Origin of the sequence: Castellaniella ginsengisoli (genome assembly GCF_040955415.1) — a bacterium.
Lineage (GTDB): Bacteria > Pseudomonadota > Gammaproteobacteria > Burkholderiales > Burkholderiaceae_B > Castellaniella > Castellaniella ginsengisoli.
In genome coordinates this window covers 2014712-2035965 of sequence record NZ_CP158257.1, presented here as the reverse complement: position 1 = coordinate 2035965, position 21254 = coordinate 2014712, and the positions used below count along the sequence as shown (strand labels likewise).

Genomic DNA, 21254 nt, shown 5'->3' with positions numbered 1-21254 from the left:
CATGGCAGATGACAGCGACAAAAACGGGCTGGTCCAGTACACCCAGGGCAAATACTTCGCCTGGTACGGCAGCGGCGCCTGCACCATCACATCGGCTTCCAGTTTCGATCTGACGTACGGCGTCAAGAACAGCGTCACGATCGGTCTTTTCACCGATCTGACGATCGCGATGAAAACCGACGTGTTCCTCGGCGGCCAGATGTCGGCCAATCTGTCTACCAGCGTCGAATTCAAGAAAAGCCACGCGATCGCGGAGGCCCAGGATGCCTCTAGTCACGGCTTGAACAACAACGTCCTGTCCGCAGGAAACGACATCCCCAACGCGACAAAAATCGCGACGCTCCGAACCATCCTGAAGGTGCTCCTCAGCGCACAGGTCGTTGCCTTGCTGGCGGCGACGACCACTGCCATCGCCATGGACAAAACCAAGGTCGAGGAAAGAGTCAAAGAAGCCGACGCGGCCACGCCGCCCGACGAGCCCACGAATACGCTGATGCTGGAGAATCCGATTCCAGGCCATGTGTTCTCCCTGATCAACGGGGGCATGAACATCCTCAGTGCAATCAGCCTGATCGTCGGCACCATCATTTCCAAGGTTTCCGGCAACCAGCAATCCGACAACCCTCCTGCCGTCCTGTCCCTGGACAAACTATCCACCGCATTTCTCGGCGTCCGCAGCCCCACACCCGCCAACAGCGGAACAGCGGGGCTCTCGGTCAGTACCACCGCCCTCGAAATTTCAGCCACCGCCACACAACGCGGCTATGAAAAAAACCAGGCCCTCACCACCATTACCGATTTCAACCCGGCACAGGCGCCCGATGCCGCACTGATCCCCGGCGCGCGGGTCCGGCTCAATGCGACTGGAGACATCCAGTCCTGGGGCAGCAACTGGCTAGCCACCATGAGCGGTGAAAATCAGCAGGCGGCGCCCAGCCATCTGCTTCAGGTCACGGACGCGCAAGGAGTCAACTCCACTACAAAACTGACGGCGGACTCGAACGGGGTCGCCCTGACCGCCGATCCCAACAACGTCGTCAGCGCGACGCCAGGCGGCGTCAGTGCAATCGCCACGGCGTCCTTCATGCGATTGACGGCGGACGCAGCCTCGCTCGGGCAGGGTGGCAACACCGTGGGCGCAACAGCCGATCACGTCCAGCTCAAATTCGGCCCATCCACCACCCTGACACTTGACAGCACCGGCATCTCTATCGGCGGGGCGCTGACCATTCTGGCGCCGGGCGGACCCTTGCCCACAGGCCCCGATCTGGCGGCACTCAAAGCCCAGATCACGCAAGAGATTGCCGCTCAAGCAGCCAGCCAGGCCAAGATCACGGCCAAGATCGCCCGCCTGGCCGTCGCAGCCAATGCAAGCGCACTGTATGCGCAAACGCTGCTCCAGACACGGGCACTGACCGATTCAGTGACAGACGACACCCCCACCAAATGAACCCAAGGCTCCCATCCCTCCAGGTTTTTTTGCCGCCCCGCATCGAACTTCTGCAACGCAGTCTGAAACTGGGCGACGACCGCTACGCCATGGCACTGGGTGTGATCCAGCCCTTTGCCCTGCACCCGTCAGGCCCAGAGGCCGCTGGCGTCCCAGAGGGAAATCTCTGGGACGCGGTCGGTCAGGTCCTTGGAAAAAACGGGGAAATCGATGAAGGCTGGCCCAAGGTCCGCGGCGAATGGCTGGCGTTCGGCCAGTGCCACCCGCCGGCCGGCTACACCGAATGGCCAGTGTCCGCCCGCATCACGGCCGGGCCGCTGGACAAACAGTTGGCCATTGCGCAGGATCAGCCTGTGGTCCAGGGCTTTGCGCCATTGGCGCCCGACGACCCCGAACGCCAACAGCATCAGGGCCGGCACGATGATGCCTGGCTGGCCAAACGCTGGCCGCACCATCCCGTCGATACCGACCCCGCCTTCTTCCAACTGGCGCCGCCGGATCAGCGGCTGGACGACGGCTATTGGCAGGGCGGTGAAACCATCCTGGTGCGCAATATGCACCCGCAGTACCCGGACCTGCATGGCCGCGCACCCGCACAACGCCCACGTTTCTTCGTCCACCAGACACCGCCCGACGGCCCCCCTGATTTTGTCGAACTTCAGGTGCATGCCGACACGCTCTGGCTGCTGCCCGAGGCGCAGCTCGGCCTGATGATCTACCGCAGCCTGGTGCCTGTCCATACACCGGACGGCCGAGATCTGAACGCCTTTCTGGGAACCTTCGAGGATCCGGCCAGCCCAGAGCAATCACCGGAGCACTATCTCCAGCAATACCTGGCACTGGCGGCACCGAATCTGGCGACACAGCAACAGGCGTTGTTCGCGCAGCGGCAGCAAGAGTACGCACAACTGTCCGGCCCCGAGCTTCTGGAAAAAATCACCGAACAGAAAACGCTATTCAAAGACATGCTGAAGCAGCATGGCACGGATGACGAAACCCTGATGCAGCAGATGCTGGCCACGCCCCAGACCCGCCAGTTCGCACAGGCCATCGCACAACGCAGCGGCACGCTCAGCGGTTTTTTTACCGAGATCGAGTCCTTGCTGCGCGAGATCGAAAGCATAGACGCGCCCCAGGCCGCCCCCAGCCCCACGCTGGAATCCGTCCAGCCCCAGCCGATGGTCACGGCCTCCCAGGCCCCCGAGGCGCCTCCGTCCCCTCCCCGCCAGGATCTGATGCTGCAGGATCAGGCCCTGGCGACACGCCATCGCCTGGCCGTCCAGCGACGCCAGGCGCAGGGTCAGTCCTGCGCCGGCATGGATCTGAGCCAGGCCAATTTGGCGGGTCTGGATCTGGCCGGCATGGACTTTACCGGCGCCGTGCTGGCCGGGGCCAATCTGGCCGGCGCCCAATTGCCGGGCGCGATGCTCAACCAGGCCATCCTGCAGGGCGCCCGGCTGGATGCGGCCAATCTGGCCGGCAGCCAGATCATCCAGGCCACCCTGGACCGGGCGACACTGACAGGTGCCACTCTGAAAGGCGCCATACTGGATGACAGCAACTGCTATGGCGCCAATTTTGCCGGCGCCGACCTGACCGGCGTCAGCCTGAACCGCACCACCCTGACCCAGGCTTGGCTACAGCAGGTGCAGGCACCGCAAATCCAGGCGGACGACGCCAATTTCTCGCACGCCAACCTGGAAGGCTGCAATCTGTCGCGGTCCCGACTTCAGCAGGCCAATTTCACCGGCGCCCGGCTGGCGCGCATCCAGTTGGACGATGCCGACTGCAGCCGTGCCAATTTCACCCTGGCTGATCTCAGCCAGGCCAGCCTGCAGCGCTGCACGCTCAGCGACAGCCAGAGCACGGCCGGATCCCAGTGGCAGGGCGCCAACCTGCAGCAGGCCGTCCTGAACGGCGCCAGTTGGGTCGGCGCCGCCCTGGAGGGCGTGCAGATGGACGGCATCCTCGCCCAGGGAGCCGACTTCTCCGACACACAGCTGACCCATGCCCGCCTGGCGCAGGCTGACCTGCGCCAGGCCCGCTTCGACCGCGCCAGCCTGTGCCATGCCGTGCTGAACCGCAGCAATCTGATGGAAGCCTCGTTCAACTATGCCGATCTCCGCCACTGCCAGATCCAGGACGCCAATCTGTACGCCGCCAGTTTCATCGACACCGAACTGACGCACGCCGCCTTGAAAGGCAGCCAGATCGACGCCACCATTCTGCCCGTGCGCCTCGGCGCCCCCACCTGAGCCCCCGACCATGACCGCTCCGCAAATTATCGACGGCGTCCTCGAAGACGCCAATCTTCGCCAGGCCAAGCTGGCCGGCACGGATTTTGCCGGCATCCGGTTTCGCCACGTGGACTTCAGCCAGGCCGACCTGACCGAGACCAACTTCACCCAGGCCGATTTCCAAGGTTGCAATTTCACCGGCGCGCAACTGAACGGCAGCCTGCTGCTGGGCGCATCGTTCAAGGAGTGCGTGCTGGATCAGGCCTGCCTGGCCAACGCCAATCTGTCCACGGCCACCCTGACGCAGGTCAGTCTCGACGGGGTCCAGGGCGACCAGGCGGATCTGTCCGCCTGCCTGCTGGACCAGTGTTCGCTGAACGAGGCCACGCTCACTGCGGCCGATCTGTCCCTGACACGGCTGAAGGCATGTTCTCTGGACAATACCGATCTGGGCGGCGCCAACCTCAAACGTCTCATGGCACTGGACACAGACCTGAGCCACGCCCTGTTTCGCGACAACCCCATGGCCAGCGCCATGCTCATGAAAACCAAGCTGACGGGCCAGCGCTTTCCTGGCTGCACGCTGGATCTCACCCTCTTCATCGAGGCCGACCTGCAGGGGGCGGATTTCTCCGGCGGCCAACTGACGGACACGCAGTTTGCCCAGGCCAAACTGACGGGCGCCAGCTTCAAGGGCGCCCGGCTCGCCAACGTCAGCCTCGTCCTGGCCGACCTGACGGGGGCCGATCTGTCCGAGGCCCAGTTCGAGCTCTGCGATTTCACGGCGGCGATCCTGAACAGCGCCCGTTGCCAGAACAGCCGCTTTTCCACCTGCCTCATGCTCAAGCTGCAAGCAGCATCCAGCATCTGGGACCAGGCCTCTCTGCGGCTGTGCGACTTGTCCCATGCCGTACTGAACCAGGCCAGCGCCCGCCGCGCCACGCTGGACATCTGCAATCTGCATGAACTGCAGGAAGAAGGCACCTTGTGGGACGGCGCCACTTTCAATGACAGTGCGCGCACCAATCCCGCCCGCGCTGCCGCCGAAACCTGGGCCCCTCCCCTGTAACCCCCCGAGACGCGACGCCATGCCCAATGTCCTGCCCCTGTTCCAGCCCGCCCCCGATCACGCCAGCCTGCTGCAGGCCTACGTCACCGGCCAGAACGGCTCCGATTACCTCACCAGCCATCCGGACTGCCCCGCGGCCCGCCCGGCTTTCAGTTGCCTGGTGGAACCCCAGGAAGGCGATCTGGTGCTGTTGGCGTGCCCCACAGGCGAAGCGTCGGGCCATATTCTGGCCATCCTGACCCGCCCGGGAACGCAGCAGGCCAGCCTGACGCTGCCGGGGGGCGCCCGCCTGCAGGCGGGTGACGATCAATTGCGCCTGCAGGCCGGGCTCCTGCAACTGGATGGCCGCGAGTCCCTGCATCTGCAGGGTACCCGGATGGATATTCGCGCAGTCCACGCCCAGACCACCATCACCCACTGGCAAGGCTGGTTCGACACGCTGCAGGCCCACGCCGTCTCCATCCAATATGGCGCCAAGACTCTGTCCGCCACGCTGGGCCGGCTGCTGTCGCGCTCGATCGAGAGTTTCCGCTCCGTGCAGGGTCTGGACGAGACCCGTGCGGGCCGCAGCAGCACCATCGTCCAGGACCACCATCAGCTCCAGGCCGGCCACATCACCGCCCGCGCCGAGGGCTTCGTGAAAATCGACGGTCAGAAGATCGACCTGGGTTGATCCCGCCAGGAACTGCCATGCCCTTTGTCGCCACCATCCAAGCCGGTCAGACCAACTGCACCCCGGACGTCTGCAAGACCCCGGCCCCGCCGGGGCCGCCCATCCCCACCCCCTATCCGAACTTCGGCATGACGACGCTGGCCACCCCGCCGACCACCAAGGTGCTGGTGGGCGGAGCGCCCGCAGTGACCAAGTCGTCCAAAATTCCGCTCAGCAACGGCGACACCGGCGGCACAATGGGCGGCGTAGTCTCGGGAACCATCATGAGCGAGTGCGAATTCATCACCGCCAGCTTCAAGATCAAATTCGAAGGCAAGCCCGTCGTGCGTCAAGGCGACAGCGTCAAGGCCAACAAAGGCAATGCCATCGGCGCTTTATTGCAGCCCAGTCAGGTCAAGGTCAACTGCAACTAGGGACGTTCATTGAGGGACTTCGCGCATCCGAACGAGCGAGGCAGGGGACGGCGGCGCCTGCACCGGCCAGCCAGCGGCATCCAGTTCAATGGTCTCGCCGGGAAAACGCGACACCATGGCGGTACGCCGCTCACCCCGATAGACGTAGGCCACACGGTAGGCGCTCTCGGTGTATTGCACCTGGGTTCTGGGCAGGCAACTGGTCTCGATGTAGAAATGCTGTTCCGGCAAATAAACGCCGGGGGCTGTGGAAGCCAGCAGATTCGAAGAGACCGCATCCGGAAACAGGAAGTTGAACACCACATTGCCCAGGATGGCGCCCACCAGGGAGACGCCGGCCACCACCGGCAGCTTGGTCGGGAAATATTCATAGGCCAGCGTCCCCAAGCCGTAGCCGCCCATCACCGCGCCCGGACCTGCCAGCGCGCCCACCGCCATGCCGCCCGCCACCGTGGGATACACCCATTTCCGGTGGTTCGGACCATAGTGAGCCGTGTAGTGATAGCCCAGCGCCCCCCCCAGAATGCCGCCCAGGACCGGCTTCCAGTATTTGACCACCCAAGACTGCTGCTCGTACTGGCGCCGCGCCCGCTCGCGGTCGCTGACGATGACATCCCAGCAGACCTGCGGACGGCTGATCCGGGCCACGGTATCATGCGTAACAGTCAGTACGTGCACACGCGGGCCCGCCACGGCGGAACCGCCGGCACAACTCATGAGAAACCACATGGACAACAGCGTGCAAGCGCCTGATTTTCCGTGCCTGAAGGCCCTCATGCGGCACAGCCGAGAGATCAACATAAGATATACTTCCATGTTCTGGAAAAGAGTCTCTCCATCCAGGGGCAGTGTATTTTTTTGCCCACCTTTGCACAAGGTTTCATTTTGCATGCCCCTTTTGCGCCTGTTTTCACTGTGGATGCCGGCCTGCCTGCTGTCGCTGACGGCGGCGTGCACCAGCGTGAATTCCGCTCTCGGCGGCAATACGGCCACCGAAGCCAAAGCGGAAGTCCAGTGGGATTACGCCCGGGATGCCATCCAGATTGAACTCGACAGCAGCCCTGATCTCAACGAATTCTTCAGCCAGCCCCACACAGCGGTTCTAGGCGTATTTCAGGTCGCCGACGCCAAGACCTTCGCCGCACTCCTGAAAGACACCGACAAGCTCAAGCAAATCCTGGCCAGCGGCCATGCGGGTTCCGACGTGCTGCAACTGGATCGCTTCGTCGTCAGCCCCGACAAACACGTCATCCTGACGCTCGACCGGGTCCAGGAGGCCCGCTATGTGGGTCTGGTCGCGGGCTTTTATTATTTTCAAATCGACAACGCGGCCCGACTTTTCCGCATTCCACTCAACATGGACAGCAGTGGAATCATCAGCACCACGTACACAGCGCAACCCGCACATCTGGCTCTGAAACTGCAACTGGGTCGGCAGCGCATCACCAATGCCCGCAGCCTGACCTTCGATGCCGACAGCAAACCCAATATCGAAACCGTTCCGCTGAATAACGACAAGCTGGAAGTCGATATCGACCAGCAGGCCAGGGACGCGGCGCATGCGTCGACCTCCGCCGCCCGAAAGCTGAGAAACTAAGGATCTTGCACATGGACTTCCGCACGTCCACATACTGGCACCAGGGATTATTCCTGCAACCCCAGCACTTGCAACGCCAGGATCTGCATCAGCAGTTCTTGCAAAAACCGCTCTACGACCTGGGCGCCCCGCACGCCTGGGGGGTCGGCAAACTGGAGTTCGCCCCGGACGGTCTGGCGGCCCAGCATATCGACATCCGCGAAGCGCGGCTGATTTTCCGCCCCAACACTTACGTCGAATTCCCCGGCAATGCCCTCATCGCGCCGCGGGACTTCAGCACGGCCTGGACCGACACCGATCAGCCCCTGGATGTCTACCTGGGTTTGCGCAAACTGACTACCGCTCACCCGAACGTCACCGTCGTCGATGCATTCGAGGATGCCACCAATGCGTCCACCCGCTATGCTTCGCAGGCCGACGGCCAGGAAACCCCCGATCTGTATGGCGACGGCCCGGTCGCCCAGATCCCCATCCTCATGCACATCGTGCGGGTGTTTTTCGGTACCGAACTCGATTCACTGGATGACTACGATCTGATCCCCATCGGCCAGTTGCAGCGCGTCAACGACATGGTGCAGTTCAGCGCCACCGTGATGCCGCCCTGCTATCGCCTGTCGGGCTCTACCCTCCTGCCCAACCTGCTGCGCGACATCCGGGACGAGCTTTCCGGCCGCATGCGCCAGCTAGCCGAATACAAGGTTTCCCAGGATCTGCAGCAGCAGGAACTCGACCCCGGTTACTTCATGCTGATGCAGGCGCTGCAGGCCCTGAACCGTCAGGTACCCACCCTGACCCATCTGGCAGAAACCCCCCAGGTCCACCCCTGGACGATTTACGGCGCCCTGCGCTGCTGCGTGGGCGAGCTGAGCACGTTCAGCGAGCAATACGATGCCCTGGGCCGACGCCGCGATCTGCCCACCGACGAAGGTCTGCCGGCCTACGACCATCTGCAGCCCTATCCTTGCTTCCAGGCGGCACGCCAGTTGATCAGCCGGTTGCTCAACGACATATCCGCCGGCCCGGAATTCCGCGTCACCCTGGAACCTGTCGACGGCTATCGCGTCGCCACGATCGCACGCGATCATTTTGCGGCACGCAACCGTTTCTATCTGATGTTGCAATCTTCCAAAAAATGGGACGGCACCACCCAGGATTTTCTGCGCCTGGCCCGGCTGGCGGCGCCCCATGCCCTGCCTGCGCTCATCGACCATGCCCTGCCCGGCACCGATCTCATCGAAATCAACACACCGCCCCAAGGCATGCCCAAGCGGGCCAATGCGCGCTACTTCCGTATCGAGCAAATGAGCGCCGAATGGGAGCAAATCGTCCAAGCCGCGGAAATCGGCCTGTTCTGGCCTGACGCCCCGGACGATCTGCGGGCGCAGATCATCGTACTGCGAGGCTGAGCCATGACACTCGTCGACTGCTTCACGCTTCTGATGGCCCGTATCCAGGACTTCCAGCGCCAACCCGAAGACGTCTCGCCCGAAGCGTTCTCCCGCAGCCTCGATCAATTGATCGACCAAGCCCAGTCCCAGTCGCTCCAGAACCGCGTCGATACGGACACGTTCCGAGCCGCCCTCTATCCCGTACTGGCCTGGGCCGACGAAACCATCTCACGCAGCCATCGCTGGGCCGACGAACACGCCTGGCAGCCCTTTCTGCTGCAGCGCCGCTATTTCCAGACCGGCCTGGCCGGCCGCGAATTCTTCGAACGCCTGGAGCAGCTCACCCCCCAGGATCACGCCTTGCGCGAAGTCTACCTGCTGTGTCTCTGCCTGGGTTTCCAAGGCCGCTACAGCTCCGCCAGCAGCATGTCCGACCTGGCGAACATCCGCATGAAACACTACCGCCTGCTGCCCCAGACCGGCCCCCATACGCCCCAGGCAGACGCCCATCTGTTCCCCGAGGCCTACCCCGGGCACGGCGCCGCGACGGCGCGACGCAACCGATCCCGGCGCCTCACTCTGCAGCGTCTGCTCCTAATCCTGGCGCCCCCCTTGATCGTCCTGGCGCTGGCGCTGATCATGCACACCCGATTAACGCAGGCCGTGCTCGAATTCCGCCAGACCATCAACCTATGAAAACCTTCCTGCTCCAGTTTCTGCTGCTGATCGCCCTGGCCTTGTTCAGTTGGATCCTGGCCATGTATCTCATGTGGCCCGCATGGGGGGCGCCCGCCATCTTCTTCGGCCTGATCGGCGGCTGGCTCAGCTACAAGCTGTTGCGGCGGTTGTGGCGGGTGGCCCGCTCACGCGCCAAGCTGGCAGCCTCCGAGGCGCACGGACGCACGCGCTCCGATACGCCCACCAGCCTGACCCGCCTCAACCAGAAATGGAAGCAGGCCATCAACCTGCTGCGTCATTCCAGTCTGCGCCGCCACGGCAATCCCGTCTACGCCCTGCCCTGGTTCATGGTCATCGGCCAACCGGGCAGCGGCAAAACTGCGGCCATCACCCAGTCCCAGCCCGGCAGCCTGATCCGCGGCACAGCCCCCCAGGACGCCACGGGCGCAACCGAGAACTGCGAATGGTGGTTTCTCAATCGTGCCGTCATTCTGGATACGGCGGGCCGCTATGTGGCCCCCGGCAACACGGACACCGACCAGGCAGAATGGCTGCGCACGCTCGAACTGCTGTCGAAATATCGCGTCCGTGAGGGCATCAACGGCCTGGTGCTGTGCGTCACGGCTGACCAGGTGCGCCACACGCCCGAAGACGTCCTGGCTCGCCAGGGACAGGCCCTGCGCGAACGCATCAACCAACTGATCCGCCTGTTCGACCGGCGGTTTCCCATTCATCTGCTGGTCACTCAGTGCGATCACATCCCCGGATTCGAGGCCTGGTCCGAGATCCTCCCGTCCGATCAGTTGGGCCAAGCCATGGGCTTTACGGGCGTGCTCACGGAGGGCGACGGCGCCGAGGCCCGTTTCGCCGATCAGGCGATCGACACCATCACCGCTCGCTTGCGGCAACTGCGTCTGGACAGGGGCATCCAGGGGCAGGACCTCAGCCCGGAACTGCTGCTGTTTCCCGACGAGATCGAACGGCTGCGCACCGGACTGAAGCAGTTCCTGGCCGCCTGCATGGGCAACAGCCCCTATCTGGAGCAGCCCTTGCTGCGCGGCGTGCACTTGACCAGCGCCAGCCAGGACGGCCAGCATTGGGCCGACATTCTGAATGACCGAGCGGGCGCGCCCCGCCCCGCCCCGCCCCGCAAAGGCCTGTTCCTGCACGACGTCTTCGAATACGTCCTGCCCGCTGACCGGAACGCCTGGCAACCCACCGTCATCATCGACCGCTGGCGTCTGGCGACTCGCAATCTGGCCATGGTCGCCTGGTTCTGCCTGTGTCTGGCCGCCCTGGTATTCCTGCTGGTGTCCTACTATCAGACTCGCAGCAGCCTGCGCGAGATCCAGAACGCCTACCCCAGGATCGCCCTGGACCAGCGGGATCAGCCGATCGCGCATCGTGTCCAGGCGCTGCAGGACATCTTGCGCATCATCAACCTGATCGGCGATCACGAACGGCAATGGACCAGCCGCTGGCTGGCCTTCAGTCCGGAGTTGCTAGGCCTCGAGAACGACATCAAGGCCAAATATGTCGAGGGCTATCGCAGCTTGCTGCAGCGCAACCGACATGATGTCATCGTCCCGGCATTGCAATATGGCGGCACAAAGGACGAACAAGCCTATACCAACGCCATCCTCACGCTGGTGCGCGGCATCAACCAGACCCAGGCGCGCATCGACGGCGCCGACTACAGGCAACTGCTGCAGATGCCGCAAGCTCCGGCACAGATCAGCACCACGCTGGGCATGGATCTGCCGTCTTCGCTGGAAGACGCCTCGGCGCAGATGGCGGCGGCCTTCAAGGCTTGGAGTCCGAGCCAAGCCTCCTGGCTGCATGACAACCTGGATTCGGACCGCGCCTTGCTGCAGCAAGCTGTGGGACAGATCGACCATCTGCCCTGGCTGCTGGATTGGGCCAACCGCCAACCCGGCCTGACGCCGGTCACCCTCCGCGATTTCTGGCTGCCCGGTTCGCAAGGCCCCAACCAGGGCGAGATTCCGCCCGCCATGACCTGGGCCGGCTACCAACGCATCGAAGCCCTGCTGGACGAAATCAGCCAGGCTTTGAATCAGTCTCCCGATTTCCAGACCAGGAGAGGCGCCTTTGAAGCCTGGTACGCCAGCGAGCGCATGAACGCCTGGCGCAGCTTCGTCTGGTCGTTCGACCAAGGGGAAAAGCTCATTACCAACGAGCCTGCCTGGCGCGACCTGGTCACCCGGGTGGATACCATCACCAGCCCGTATTACCTGCTCCTCGATCGCCTGAACACCGAGTTCAGCACCATGCCGCACACCACACTTCCCGGCTGGCTGCTATTCGCCCGCGAATTCAGTTCCCAGCGGCGGGCGGTGCAGGACAACATTTCGCTGGATCGGGCCACGGCCATCATCGAGACCATCAACACCATCGGCACGCGGCTGCTGCATCCGGCGTCCAGGGATCTCGTCGACACCACGAACCCGATCAGCGTGGGCCGTTCGATCCACGGCGTGCAGGCCTTCGCGGACTACACCAAGCAGTTCGACGCCGCGGCTGCCCAGGCTCTGGAAGGCCCGGGCCAATCCTACCAACTGATGAGCAGCTACTTCAGCCAGGGTTCCGATCCCAAGGCGGCCAGCTCCGCCCTGCAGGCCACGCAAGACAGCCTGAACGCCTTTCGCCAGGCCTCGGGTTTCAATCTGCCGGATGACCAACTGATCTGGAAACTGGTCGGCGGCCCCTTGCGCGTCCTGACGCTGTATGCGCTGGAACAGACCTCGTGCCAGATCCAGCAGGACTGGGAACACGATGTCCTCTGGAAAACCCAACTGGCCGTCAGCCCGCGCGAGGCCAACGATCAGCTGTTCGGCGATCAGGGCTCAGTCTGGGCTTTTGCCGACGGCCCGCTCAAACCCTTCGTCCAGCGCCAGGCGGCGGGCTTCACCCCCATCAAGAAAAACAGCTACAGCGTCCCGCTGAACCCCGACTTCCTGCCGTTCCTCAACCGCTCGGTCGACACACGGGTCGACTCCGTCGTCAAATCCAGACAGGCGCAAGCCGCCAAGGGAAAAAGTGCCACGATCCTGATTGCAGCCCGGCCGTTGGGCGTCAATCCGGGCGCCCAGGCGAAACCCTATGCTGCGACTCTCTCCATCCAGTGCGCGCAGCAAGAAATCACGCTGGACAATTTCAACATGGATGTCACCAACAGCTTCGACTGGTCGCCGGAGCAATGCGGCGACGTGACATTGCGCGTGGACATCGACGACCTGACCCTGACCCAGCGTTATCCCGGCCCTATGGGCATGGCGCGTTTCCTGGCGGACTTCCCGGACGGCGAGCATATTTTCACCCCGGCCGACTTTCCTCAGTCCCAGGATCGCCTCGAAGCTCTGGACGTGCGCACCATACACGTGCGCTATGCCTTTACCGGCGCGGAGCAGTTGCTGGCCATGGCGGACCGGCTGGATTACCTGGCCGCAACCGAAACGCCCGCAGTCGGCGCCGTGCCGGCCCGAGTCGCCTTGAAAGTCCCCGAACGGGTCGGCCAATGCTGGACGGCTGGTACGCCCCAGCAGCCGGACAGCGCCCTGCCTCTCTATATCCGCCAGCGGGCCGAACAATTGCTCAACCCGCCGCCAGAACCCGAGCCCGAACCGGCCCCCGAGCTCCCGCCCCCTCCGGCCGCCAAGCCTGCGCCCAACCGCACGCACCGGGTGCGTGAAGGCGACACCTTGTACTCCATTGCACGCAGCTACGGCACCACCGTCCAGATCCTGCAACAACTCAATCACATCAAGAATGACAATTTGATCGTCACGAACCGGGTGCTCCAGATCCCGCCGGCGCCGTGATGACGCGCGCTCTCATGATTGACAGATAAAGTAACTCCAGCCACACTTTTTAAACTCGGTTTTTACCCGGCTCGCCATCACAGGAGACTCATATGGCTACAGAAGGTTCCGTCGCACCCAAGGAACGCGTCAATATCACCTACAAACCGGCGACAGGCGATGCTCACGCAGAAGTCGAGTTGCCGCTCAAGCTCCTGATCCTCGGGGATTTCACCCAGCGCGCCGATGACCGCAGTGTCGAAGAGCGTGCGCCCATCAATGTCGACAAGGACAACTACAACGATGTCCTCAAGGCTCAGAACTTGTCGCTGGACCTCTCCGTCCCCAATCGCCTGGAACCCGATTCGGACGACAATATCCCGGTCAACATCAACTTCGAGTCGCTGGCGGATTTCCAACCCGACAGCATCGTCGAAAAAGTCCCCGAACTGCGCTCCATCGTGCAGTTGCGCGATGCCCTCAAGGCCCTGAAAGGTCCGCTGGGCAACATCCCGGATTTCCGCAAGAAGCTTCAGGAGCTCGTTCAGGACGAAGGCGCCCGCGACCGGTTGCTGCAAGAACTCGAAATCAAAGACAAATAACCCTCCGTCTCCCCCTACGGGATCTCACCCGAACATACGCAGGATGCAAGCATGAGCGAAGAAGCAGCAAAACAGGAACAGACAGGCGCAGCTCCAGAAGCGAGCGGCTCCCTGATTGATCAACTCCTGGAGACCACTCGGGTCCGCCCCGGCGATGAATCCTACGCCATTACGCGCCAAGGCATTCAAACCTTCATTTCTTCCCTGCTGGACCCGGCACGCACCACGGATCGCATCACGGCCTCGCTGGCCGACGACATGATCGCCGAGCTCGACAAAAAGCTCTGCCGCCAGGTCGACGAGATCCTCCACCATCCGGATTTCCAGCGCCTGGAATCTTCCTGGCGCTCGCTGAAGTTCCTGGTCGACCGCACGAACTTCCGTGAAAACATCAAGATCCAGATCATGAACGTCAGCAAGGACGATCTGCTCAGTGATTTTGAAGACTCGCCCGAAGTCACCAAATCCGGCCTGTACAAGAACTGCTATACCAGTGAATTCGGCCAGTTCGGCGGCCAGCCCTTCGGCGCCATCATCGCCAACTACGAATTCGGCCCGGGCTCCTCCGACGTCAAGCTGCTGCAATATTGCGCCGCAGTGGCCTCCATGTCGCATGCACCCTTCATCGCCGCCGCCGGTTCGCAGTTCTTCGGCCTGGACGACTTCTCCAAACTGCCCGACCTGAAGGATCTGTCCTCGATCTTCGAGATGCCGCAGTACACCAAATGGAACGGCTTTCGCGAAAGCGAGGACGCGCGCAACGTCGGCCTGGTGATGCCCCATTTCCTGCTGCGCACGCCCTATGGGAACGAGACCACGCCATCCAAAAAATTCAACTACGAAGAAGACGTATCGGCTGGCAATCACGCTTTTCTGTGGGGCAACGCCGCATTCGCCTTTGCCTCGCGCCTGACGGCCAGCTTTGCCGACTACCGCTGGTGCGCCAACATCATCGGTCCCCAAGGCGGCGGCACGGTCGGCGATCTGCCGATCTACAACTTCCAGGCCATGGGCGAGATCCAGACCAAGATCCCCACCGAGGTCCTGATTTCCGAACGGCGTGAATTCGAGCTGGCCGAACAAGGCTTCATCGGCTTGGCCATGCGCAAGAACAGTGACAATGCGGCCTTCTTCTCGGCGAATTCCTGCCAGAAGCCCAAGTTCTTCGGCAACACCAAGGAAGGCAAGGAAGCCGAGACAAACTACAAGTTGGGAACCCAACTGCCGTATATCTTCGTGGTCAGTCGTCTGGCACACTACATTAAAGTGTTACAACGTGAAAATATTGGCACTTGGAAGGAACGCGCGGACCTCGAAGGCGAACTCAATAACTGGATACGCCAATACGTCGCCGACATGGACGCTCCGGGACCGGAAGTCCGCAGCCGCCGCCCCTTGCGCACGGCCCAGATCAATGTCGAAGACGTAGAAGGCGATCCCGGCTGGTATCGCGTGTCCATGCTTGTGCGTCCGCACTTCAAATACATGGGCGCTTCGTTCACGCTGTCCCTGGTCGGCAAGCTCGACCGCAAGTAAACACTGACCTTGCCAACAGAAAACGGCAATCCTCATCTTTAAGGAGTTTCACCATGCCCATGCCCGGCTACCTGACCCTGACCGGCCAAACTCAAGGCAAGATCGACGGCAGCTGCACCATCCAAGGCCACGAAAACACTATCCTGGTCCAGGCGGTCGATCACACCATCGAGATTCCCAAGTCGATCCAGACGGGTCTGCCCACGGGTAAGCGCATCCACGGCCCCCTGACGATCACCAAGGAAATCGACAAGGCCTCTCCCAAGCTCTTCCAGGCCCTGACCTCCGGAGAGCAACTGACCGACGCCAAGCTCGAGTACTACCGCATTTCTCCGCAAGGCAAGGAAGAGCTGTACTACACGGTGGAAATCAAGAACGCCATCATCACTTCCATGCACAAGTACGTGCCCATTTGCCTGGACCCCGCCAACAAGTCCATGGGTCACATGGAAGCCGTGTCGTTCACCTACGAGACCATCATCGAGACCTTCTCCCCTGACGGCATCGAGGCTCAGGACTCCTGGAACGCACCCAAGTCCTAATCGCATCACCCCGGCAACCAGGCTCCAGCCTGGTTGCCGTTTTTTCACGCGCTGCATTTCCCTTTCTCTTTTCCTTTTCCCGGATCGTCATCCATGCAAATCGTCGAGTTCAGAGCCTTGGTCGAGCGTCTCAATCCCGCCTGCCGGGACGCACTGGAAAATGCCGCTGGCCTCTGCCTGAACCGCACGCACTACGAGATCACCCTCGAACACCTGCTGGTGCGGCTGCTCGATGACCCCAACGGGGATATCCAGCTCATCCTGCGCCAGGCCGAAATCGACCCCGGCCGTTTGCAACGCGCCCTGGAGCAATCCCTCGAATCCTTCAAGACCGGCAACGGAGCTCGGCCGCAATTTTCGCCACTCCTGCCCGATCTGTTCTCCGATGCCTGGATGGTGGCCTCAGTCGATCTCTTCGAATCGTCCATTCGTTCCGGCGCCCTGCTAGCCGCCTTTGCCGCGCGCGCCTCGTTCTACGCCAACACCAGCTACGCCGCACTGCTCGACAAGCTCGACAAGGAGCGCGTCATCCAACTGCTGGGCACAATCGCCCCGCAATCCCGCGAAACCGCGCTCGCCGGCGCGGGGCCGGCCCACGCCACCGCCGCCGCAACGGGCGCACGCGGCGACAGCCACGGCTCCTTTCTGCAACGATTCTGCGAAGACTTCACCGCCAAGGCCCATGCCGGCAAGATCGACCCCGTGTTCGGACGCGACCCCGAAATCCGTCAAATGGTCGACATCCTGGCCCGCCGGCGCAAAAACAACCCCATCTGCGTGGGCGACCCTGGTGTCGGCAAGACCGCCGTCATCGAAGGCCTCGCCGTGCGCATCGCTGAAGGCGACGTCCCCGATCTTCTGCAAAACGTCACGATTCTGGGGCTCGATATGGGCGCCCTCGAAGCGGGGGCAGGCGTCAAGGGCGAATTTGAAAACCGCCTGCGTGGCGTCATCACCGAAATCAAGGCCTCGCCCACCCCTATCATCCTGTTCATCGACGAAGCCCACACCCTGATCGGCGCCGGCGGTGCAACCGGCTCCAGCGATGCCGCAAATCTTCTGAAGCCCGCTTTGGCGCGGGGCGAACTGCGCACCATCGCGGCCACCACCTGGAGCGAATACAAGAAATACTTCGAAAAGGATGCGGCCCTGGCGCGCCGCTTCGAACTCGTCAAGCTCGATGAGCCCAGCGTCGAGATGGCGGTGCAGATCCTGCGCGGCCTCAAGGAACGCTACGAGCAGGTCCACCAGGTCATCATTCGCGAAGAAGCTTTGGCATCGGCGGCCAGTCTGTCCAACCGCTATATCACGGGCCGCCAGTTGCCGGACAAGGCCATCGACCTGCTGGACACGGCCTGCGCACGCATCAAGATCAATCTTTCGTCCAAACCCGACTTCATCGAAGATCTCGAACGTCGGCTGCAAATGCTGGAACGAGAAAAACGCGGTTTGTTGCGCGACATCGAAAACCACGTGCCCGCCGAGCCGGCCCGCCTGGACGAAATCGAGCATGCATTGACGCAAACGCAAGCCGAGCTCGACGCGGCCCGCCAGCGCTACCAGGCGCAGTTCGAAGCGGCGCACCGCGTTCTCTCTCTGCGCGCAGAGCGCAGCCAGGCGGCCGCTCCTCAAGGCGCGCCGCCCCGCGCGGACGCGGAGGACGCCGATGCGCCGCCGCCCGGCCCCGAGGCCGCTGCGCCCCGTGACAAGGCAGCCATCGAGATCGAGCTGATTCAAGCGGAGCAGGCGCTGGAAGCCCTGCAGGCCCAAGAAAAGCTCATCTACATCGATGTCTCCGGCGACACGATCGCAAAGGTCGTCTCCGATCGCACCGGCATCCCGCTGGGCAAGATGATGCGGGATCAGGCTTCCGCCGCCCTGACCCTCGAAGCCACGCTCAAGGCCCGCATCCGTGGCCAGGACCATGCCTTGCACACCCTGGCCGAAGTCCTCAAGTCCGCCCGTTCCGGCCTGCGCGATCCGGATCAGCCCATGGGGGTGTTCCTGCTGGTCGGCCCCTCGGGCACCGGCAAGACCGAAACCGCGCTTTCGATCGCGGACGCCATGTTCGGCGGCGAGCAGTCCATCGTCACCATCAATATGAGCGAATTCCAGGAAAAGCACACCGTCAGCCGGCTGGTGGGCTCGCCCCCGGGCTACGTGGGTTATGGCGAAGGCGGCGTGCTGACCGAGGCCGTGCGTCAGCGGCCCTATTCCGTGGTATTGCTCGACGAGGTCGAAAAAGCCCACCTGGACGTCGTCAACCTGTTCTATCAGGTGTTCGACAAGGGCGTGCTCTCCGATGGAGAAGGCCGCGAGATCAATTTCCGCAATACCGTGGTGTTCCTGACCTCCAATCTGGCGCTCGACGTCATCACGGAACTGTGCGCGGGCGATACCATGCCGCCCCTGGAAGCCATCGAGGCGGCCATCCGACCCATCCTGTCGCAACACTTCAAGCCCGCATTGCTGGCTCGCATGACCGTCGTTCCCTTCCTCACCCTGAAGGCCGATGCCCTCAAGGGAATCGTCCGCCTCAAGCTGGACAAGCTGGCGCGCCGCATGCAGCAGAACAATAAAATCCGCCTGGAGATCGATGAGGCCGTCATCGATGCCATCACACAACGGTGCACCGAGGTCGACACGGGGGCGCGCAACATCGACTTCATTCTGCGCGGCACTCTGCTGCCCATGCTGTCCAATACCTTGCTGACGCACATGGCCGAAGCTCGCGATATCAGCCAGGCACGCCTGGCAGTCGACGATCAGGGCCAGTTCTTGGCAAGCTTCAACTGAGCGGATCCGACATGGCCAACACATGCGCATGGTTCATCAATCTGTCCGACGACGAGGGCACGGCCCAGGCCGCCGCCCGGCAACTGCGGCCCTACGGCCTGCCTGTCAAGGGGCAGCGCTGGCCGCAGGGCCTGTCCTGGCTGGCCGCCGCGCAAGAGGCTGCCGCCGCTGACGCGGCCGTCATCGTGCTCATCGGCAGCGCCCAGCGGTTTGCCGATCCCGGACTACGGCGCGATCTGGCGCTGTTTCGTCTGATGCTGCACAGCCGCGCCGGCCGCCCCCTCAACGGATTCACTCTCCTGAGCGGCGAACCGCCCTCCGCCACCGGGCGCAAGACGGAACTGTCCGTGCTGGACGATTGGGAGCCGCTGTCTGGCAACTGGCCCGCCAAGCTCGTGGCGCGCGCCCACGCGCCGATCGCACCCGCCTGGCCGGTTCAACTGGGCCTGCATGCCCATGAACGCCTCGGCGTCTGGCTGGAAACCCACCCGCACGCGGGTGGGACCACGGACGGCGCGCTGGTCGGCGTCTCGGGTCACGGCGCCAAGATCGACTTCCATGCAGTAGGTCCCAAGGGCGGTCTGCCCGCAGCCACTGACAACCAATACGAGATCAAAGGCCTGCAGTTCACGGCTGCCGGTACCGCCTTCGAGGCCTGGGGCTTGCGCAATCCGATCACACCGGACGAACGTTACTACGTCCGCCTGGAAGGCGACCCCGATCTCATCGCGCTCGGCACCCTGCCGGATGGCGAACTCCAGGACGTCACCCTGATCCGCCTGGGTTGATCCTCCGGCATCACCAAATCCCGCATGACCATCGATACAGAATCCCTGCTGCTCCCCATTTCCGAGCAAGCTCCCGGCGGGACCGACATCCGGTCCGGGGAAGAATACGACAGCCTGACCGCCGAAATCGACAAGATGTCCAATCCGTCCAGCACAGGGCAGATCGATTGGCTGAACGTCGAAACCGCAGCCAGCCGTCTGCTGGCCCAGCAGAGCAAGGATTTCATGCTGGCTGCCTGGCTGTCGGCGGCCTGGATGCAATCCCGTGGCATCAATGGCCTGGCGGCCGGCCTGCGACTGCATGAGCAATTGATCGCGCGTTTCTGGGACAGCGCCCAGCCGCCACTCAAACGACTGCGCGGACGCCGCAACGCACTGCAATGGTGGATCGAACGCGCCTCGGACTGGCTGGACGGCCAGGAGGAGATCGCCCCCCTTCAGCCTCGGCTTCATCAGGCCATGCTCGATGACGCCCAATCACTGGATACCCGATTGGGCGAGCTGGACCCTGAATGCCCACCGCTGCAGCCTCTGATCCAACGTCTCCGCCGCCTGTCACGCATCGAACCCGAGCCTCAGCCCGCCGCGTCCGCAGACACTGCACAGCCATCTTCCGCCCCAGCCGAAATGCCCACCGCTGCGGCTGCGACCCAACCGCAGGGCGCGGCCGCGCCGGCGGCCGCATCATCAGCGCCGTCTCCCGCGCTGGCGGCCTTCCGCCGGGGCGGAGACCCGCATACGGCCCTGGACAGCGAAGATGCCGTGCTGCATGCCATGCAGCCGGCTCTGGATCACATCGCCCAACTCGGCAACGCGCTCAGAACGCTCAACCCGCTCAATCCCGCCAGCATCGATCTGTGCCGCCTGACGGCCCGCGCCGCCATCCTGGCTGCCCCCCCGTCCCGGCAAGGGATCACGGCCCTTGCCGCACCGCCGGTGGCCATCCAGGACGCCTTCGCCACCATCATGCAGAACGGGAATGCCGAAGGACTGGTCGAGTTCTGCGAATCCCGACTGGCCACCTTTCCCTACTGGCTGGATCTGGATCGTGAATCGGCCCGCGGCTTCAGCCTGATGGGCGGCGCCGGCGCCCCGCTGCGGCAAACCGTCATCGACCATGCCCTGTTCTTCACCCAACGGGCGCCGGAAATCGAACACCTGGCGTTCTCAGACGGCACCCCCTTTGCCGACGAGGCCACCCGGCAATGGCTGGCCGATTGCCGGGCCGCCCGACAGTCCTCAGGCGAGGAACCTGCCGACCGGACCAGCCTGGCCCTGACACAGGCGCGCACCGCGCTGGCGGACGGCCAGATCGAACAAGCGCTGCAGAGCTATCAGACGCTGATCGAAACCACCTGGGCCGGACGCGACCAGTTCCTGGCTCGCCTGGCCATGCTGGAAGCGTTGCCGCAACTGGCGCCTCAGGCCTCGCCTCAGGCGCTGGCCCGGCAGTTGGCCGAGGAGTGCCTGAAGCACGATCTGGGCTCCTGGGAGCCGGACCTGGCCCGCCGGAGCTGGCAAACCATTCTGCGCGCCCTGAACCGTGTGCATCCTCGGCCGGATCCCGCGGAAGACGCGGGCCAGGCCGCCGCCGGGCAGGCGCTGATCGAACAGGCCCGCCAAGCCCTGGCGCGATTGGACCCGGGCACGCTGCTGAAATGATCCCC

The 21254-nt window shown here is 63.3% G+C and carries 16 protein-coding genes; 15 read left to right on the top strand and 1 reads right to left on the bottom strand.

Features of this window, described 5'->3' with window-relative positions:
- Position 1 precedes the first annotated feature (1 nt).
- Genes ABRZ00_RS09690 through ABRZ00_RS09670 form a run of 5 tightly spaced genes read left to right on the top strand, consistent with a single transcriptional unit; the run spans position 2 to position 5842 of the window.
- Positions 2 to 1450, top strand: a complete 1449-nt coding sequence (locus tag ABRZ00_RS09690) for a hypothetical protein (RefSeq protein ID WP_368642158.1) — start codon at positions 2 to 4, stop codon at positions 1448 to 1450.
- Complete coding sequence (locus tag ABRZ00_RS09685) at positions 1447 to 3705, top strand: pentapeptide repeat-containing protein (protein WP_368642159.1); 2259 nt, start codon at positions 1447 to 1449, stop codon at positions 3703 to 3705. The genes ABRZ00_RS09690 and ABRZ00_RS09685 overlap by 4 nt, the downstream gene beginning before the upstream one ends.
- Positions 3706 to 3715: 10 nt before the next feature.
- Positions 3716 to 4756 carry a pentapeptide repeat-containing protein gene (locus ABRZ00_RS09680; RefSeq protein ID WP_368642160.1) on the top strand — a complete coding sequence of 347 codons (1041 nt, stop codon included), beginning with the start codon at positions 3716 to 3718 and terminating at the stop codon, positions 4754 to 4756.
- A 19-nt stretch (positions 4757 to 4775) separates the two neighbouring features.
- Entirely contained in the window at positions 4776 to 5429 is a 654-nt protein-coding gene (locus ABRZ00_RS09675; protein ID WP_368642161.1) for a DUF3540 domain-containing protein, read from the top strand.
- A gap of 17 nt (positions 5430 to 5446) precedes the next feature.
- On the top strand, positions 5447 to 5842 hold the full coding sequence (locus tag ABRZ00_RS09670) for a DUF4150 domain-containing protein (protein WP_368642162.1): 396 nt from the start codon (positions 5447 to 5449) through the stop codon (positions 5840 to 5842).
- Between the two features lie 6 nt (positions 5843 to 5848).
- Here ABRZ00_RS09670 and ABRZ00_RS09665 read toward each other — a convergent pair whose 3' ends face one another.
- Positions 5849 to 6559 (bottom strand): hypothetical protein, encoded by a 711-nt coding sequence (locus ABRZ00_RS09665; RefSeq protein WP_368642163.1) that lies wholly within the window; start codon positions 6557 to 6559, stop codon positions 5849 to 5851.
- A 172-nt stretch (positions 6560 to 6731) separates the two neighbouring features.
- Between ABRZ00_RS09665 and ABRZ00_RS09660 the strand changes: the two genes are divergently transcribed.
- From ABRZ00_RS09660 to tssA, 10 genes are all read left to right on the top strand, one after another.
- Complete coding sequence (locus tag ABRZ00_RS09660; RefSeq protein WP_368642164.1) at positions 6732 to 7439, top strand: type VI secretion lipoprotein TssJ; 708 nt, start codon at positions 6732 to 6734, stop codon at positions 7437 to 7439.
- An 11-nt stretch (positions 7440 to 7450) separates the two neighbouring features.
- On the top strand, positions 7451 to 8845 hold the full coding sequence (gene tssK, locus ABRZ00_RS09655) for a type VI secretion system baseplate subunit TssK (protein ID WP_368642165.1): 1395 nt from the start codon (positions 7451 to 7453) through the stop codon (positions 8843 to 8845).
- 3 nt (positions 8846 to 8848) lie between these two features.
- Entirely contained in the window at positions 8849 to 9523 is a 675-nt protein-coding gene (locus ABRZ00_RS09650; RefSeq protein ID WP_368642166.1) for a DotU family type IV/VI secretion system protein, read from the top strand.
- A complete protein-coding gene (locus tag ABRZ00_RS09645) occupies positions 9520 to 13344 on the top strand; it encodes a type VI secretion protein IcmF/TssM N-terminal domain-containing protein (protein ID WP_368642167.1) in 3825 nt (1274 codons plus the stop codon). Before ABRZ00_RS09650 ends, ABRZ00_RS09645 begins: the two co-directional genes overlap by 4 nt.
- A gap of 92 nt (positions 13345 to 13436) precedes the next feature.
- Positions 13437 to 13925, top strand: coding sequence for a type VI secretion system contractile sheath small subunit (tssB, locus tag ABRZ00_RS09640; RefSeq protein ID WP_368642168.1), 489 nt, complete (start codon positions 13437 to 13439; stop codon positions 13923 to 13925).
- A 51-nt stretch (positions 13926 to 13976) separates the two neighbouring features.
- The gene (gene tssC, locus ABRZ00_RS09635; RefSeq protein ID WP_368642169.1) at positions 13977 to 15461 is read left to right on the top strand and encodes a type VI secretion system contractile sheath large subunit; all 1485 of its coding nucleotides are present in this window, start codon (positions 13977 to 13979) and stop codon (positions 15459 to 15461) included.
- A gap of 53 nt (positions 15462 to 15514) precedes the next feature.
- Positions 15515 to 16003: an Hcp family type VI secretion system effector gene (locus ABRZ00_RS09630; RefSeq protein WP_368642170.1), complete on the top strand. Its 489-nt coding sequence runs from the start codon at positions 15515 to 15517 to the stop codon at positions 16001 to 16003.
- A 93-nt stretch (positions 16004 to 16096) separates the two neighbouring features.
- Positions 16097 to 18799, top strand: coding sequence for a type VI secretion system ATPase TssH (gene tssH / locus ABRZ00_RS09625; protein ID WP_368642171.1), 2703 nt, complete (start codon positions 16097 to 16099; stop codon positions 18797 to 18799).
- Positions 18800 to 18810: 11 nt separating this feature from the next.
- Positions 18811 to 19587, top strand: coding sequence for a hypothetical protein (locus ABRZ00_RS09620; RefSeq protein WP_368642172.1), 777 nt, complete (start codon positions 18811 to 18813; stop codon positions 19585 to 19587).
- 24 nt (positions 19588 to 19611) lie between these two features.
- Positions 19612 to 21249 (top strand): type VI secretion system protein TssA, encoded by a 1638-nt coding sequence (tssA, locus tag ABRZ00_RS09615; RefSeq protein WP_368642173.1) that lies wholly within the window; start codon positions 19612 to 19614, stop codon positions 21247 to 21249.
- Positions 21250 to 21254 lie beyond the last annotated feature (5 nt).

What these genes read in the sequence shown, in the direction of transcription:
- ABRZ00_RS09690 (WP_368642158.1), top strand. Translation starts at nt 2, where the DNA reads ATGGCAGATGACAGCGACAAAAACGGGCTGGTCCAGTACACCCAGGGC.
- ABRZ00_RS09685 (WP_368642159.1), top strand. Translation starts at nt 1,447, where the DNA reads ATGAACCCAAGGCTCCCATCCCTCCAGGTTTTTTTGCCGCCCCGCATC.
- ABRZ00_RS09680 (WP_368642160.1), top strand. Translation starts at nt 3,716, where the DNA reads ATGACCGCTCCGCAAATTATCGACGGCGTCCTCGAAGACGCCAATCTT.
- ABRZ00_RS09675 (WP_368642161.1), top strand. Translation starts at nt 4,776, where the DNA reads ATGCCCAATGTCCTGCCCCTGTTCCAGCCCGCCCCCGATCACGCCAGC.
- ABRZ00_RS09670 (WP_368642162.1), top strand. Translation starts at nt 5,447, where the DNA reads ATGCCCTTTGTCGCCACCATCCAAGCCGGTCAGACCAACTGCACCCCG.
- ABRZ00_RS09665 (WP_368642163.1), bottom strand. Translation starts at nt 6,559, where the DNA reads ATGAGTTGTGCCGGCGGTTCCGCCGTGGCGGGCCCGCGTGTGCACGTA.
- ABRZ00_RS09660 (WP_368642164.1), top strand. Translation starts at nt 6,732, where the DNA reads ATGCCCCTTTTGCGCCTGTTTTCACTGTGGATGCCGGCCTGCCTGCTG.
- tssK (WP_368642165.1), top strand. Translation starts at nt 7,451, where the DNA reads ATGGACTTCCGCACGTCCACATACTGGCACCAGGGATTATTCCTGCAA.
- ABRZ00_RS09650 (WP_368642166.1), top strand. Translation starts at nt 8,849, where the DNA reads ATGACACTCGTCGACTGCTTCACGCTTCTGATGGCCCGTATCCAGGAC.
- ABRZ00_RS09645 (WP_368642167.1), top strand. Translation starts at nt 9,520, where the DNA reads ATGAAAACCTTCCTGCTCCAGTTTCTGCTGCTGATCGCCCTGGCCTTG.
- tssB (WP_368642168.1), top strand. Translation starts at nt 13,437, where the DNA reads ATGGCTACAGAAGGTTCCGTCGCACCCAAGGAACGCGTCAATATCACC.
- tssC (WP_368642169.1), top strand. Translation starts at nt 13,977, where the DNA reads ATGAGCGAAGAAGCAGCAAAACAGGAACAGACAGGCGCAGCTCCAGAA.
- ABRZ00_RS09630 (WP_368642170.1), top strand. Translation starts at nt 15,515, where the DNA reads ATGCCCATGCCCGGCTACCTGACCCTGACCGGCCAAACTCAAGGCAAG.
- tssH (WP_368642171.1), top strand. Translation starts at nt 16,097, where the DNA reads ATGCAAATCGTCGAGTTCAGAGCCTTGGTCGAGCGTCTCAATCCCGCC.
- ABRZ00_RS09620 (WP_368642172.1), top strand. Translation starts at nt 18,811, where the DNA reads ATGGCCAACACATGCGCATGGTTCATCAATCTGTCCGACGACGAGGGC.
- tssA (WP_368642173.1), top strand. Translation starts at nt 19,612, where the DNA reads ATGACCATCGATACAGAATCCCTGCTGCTCCCCATTTCCGAGCAAGCT.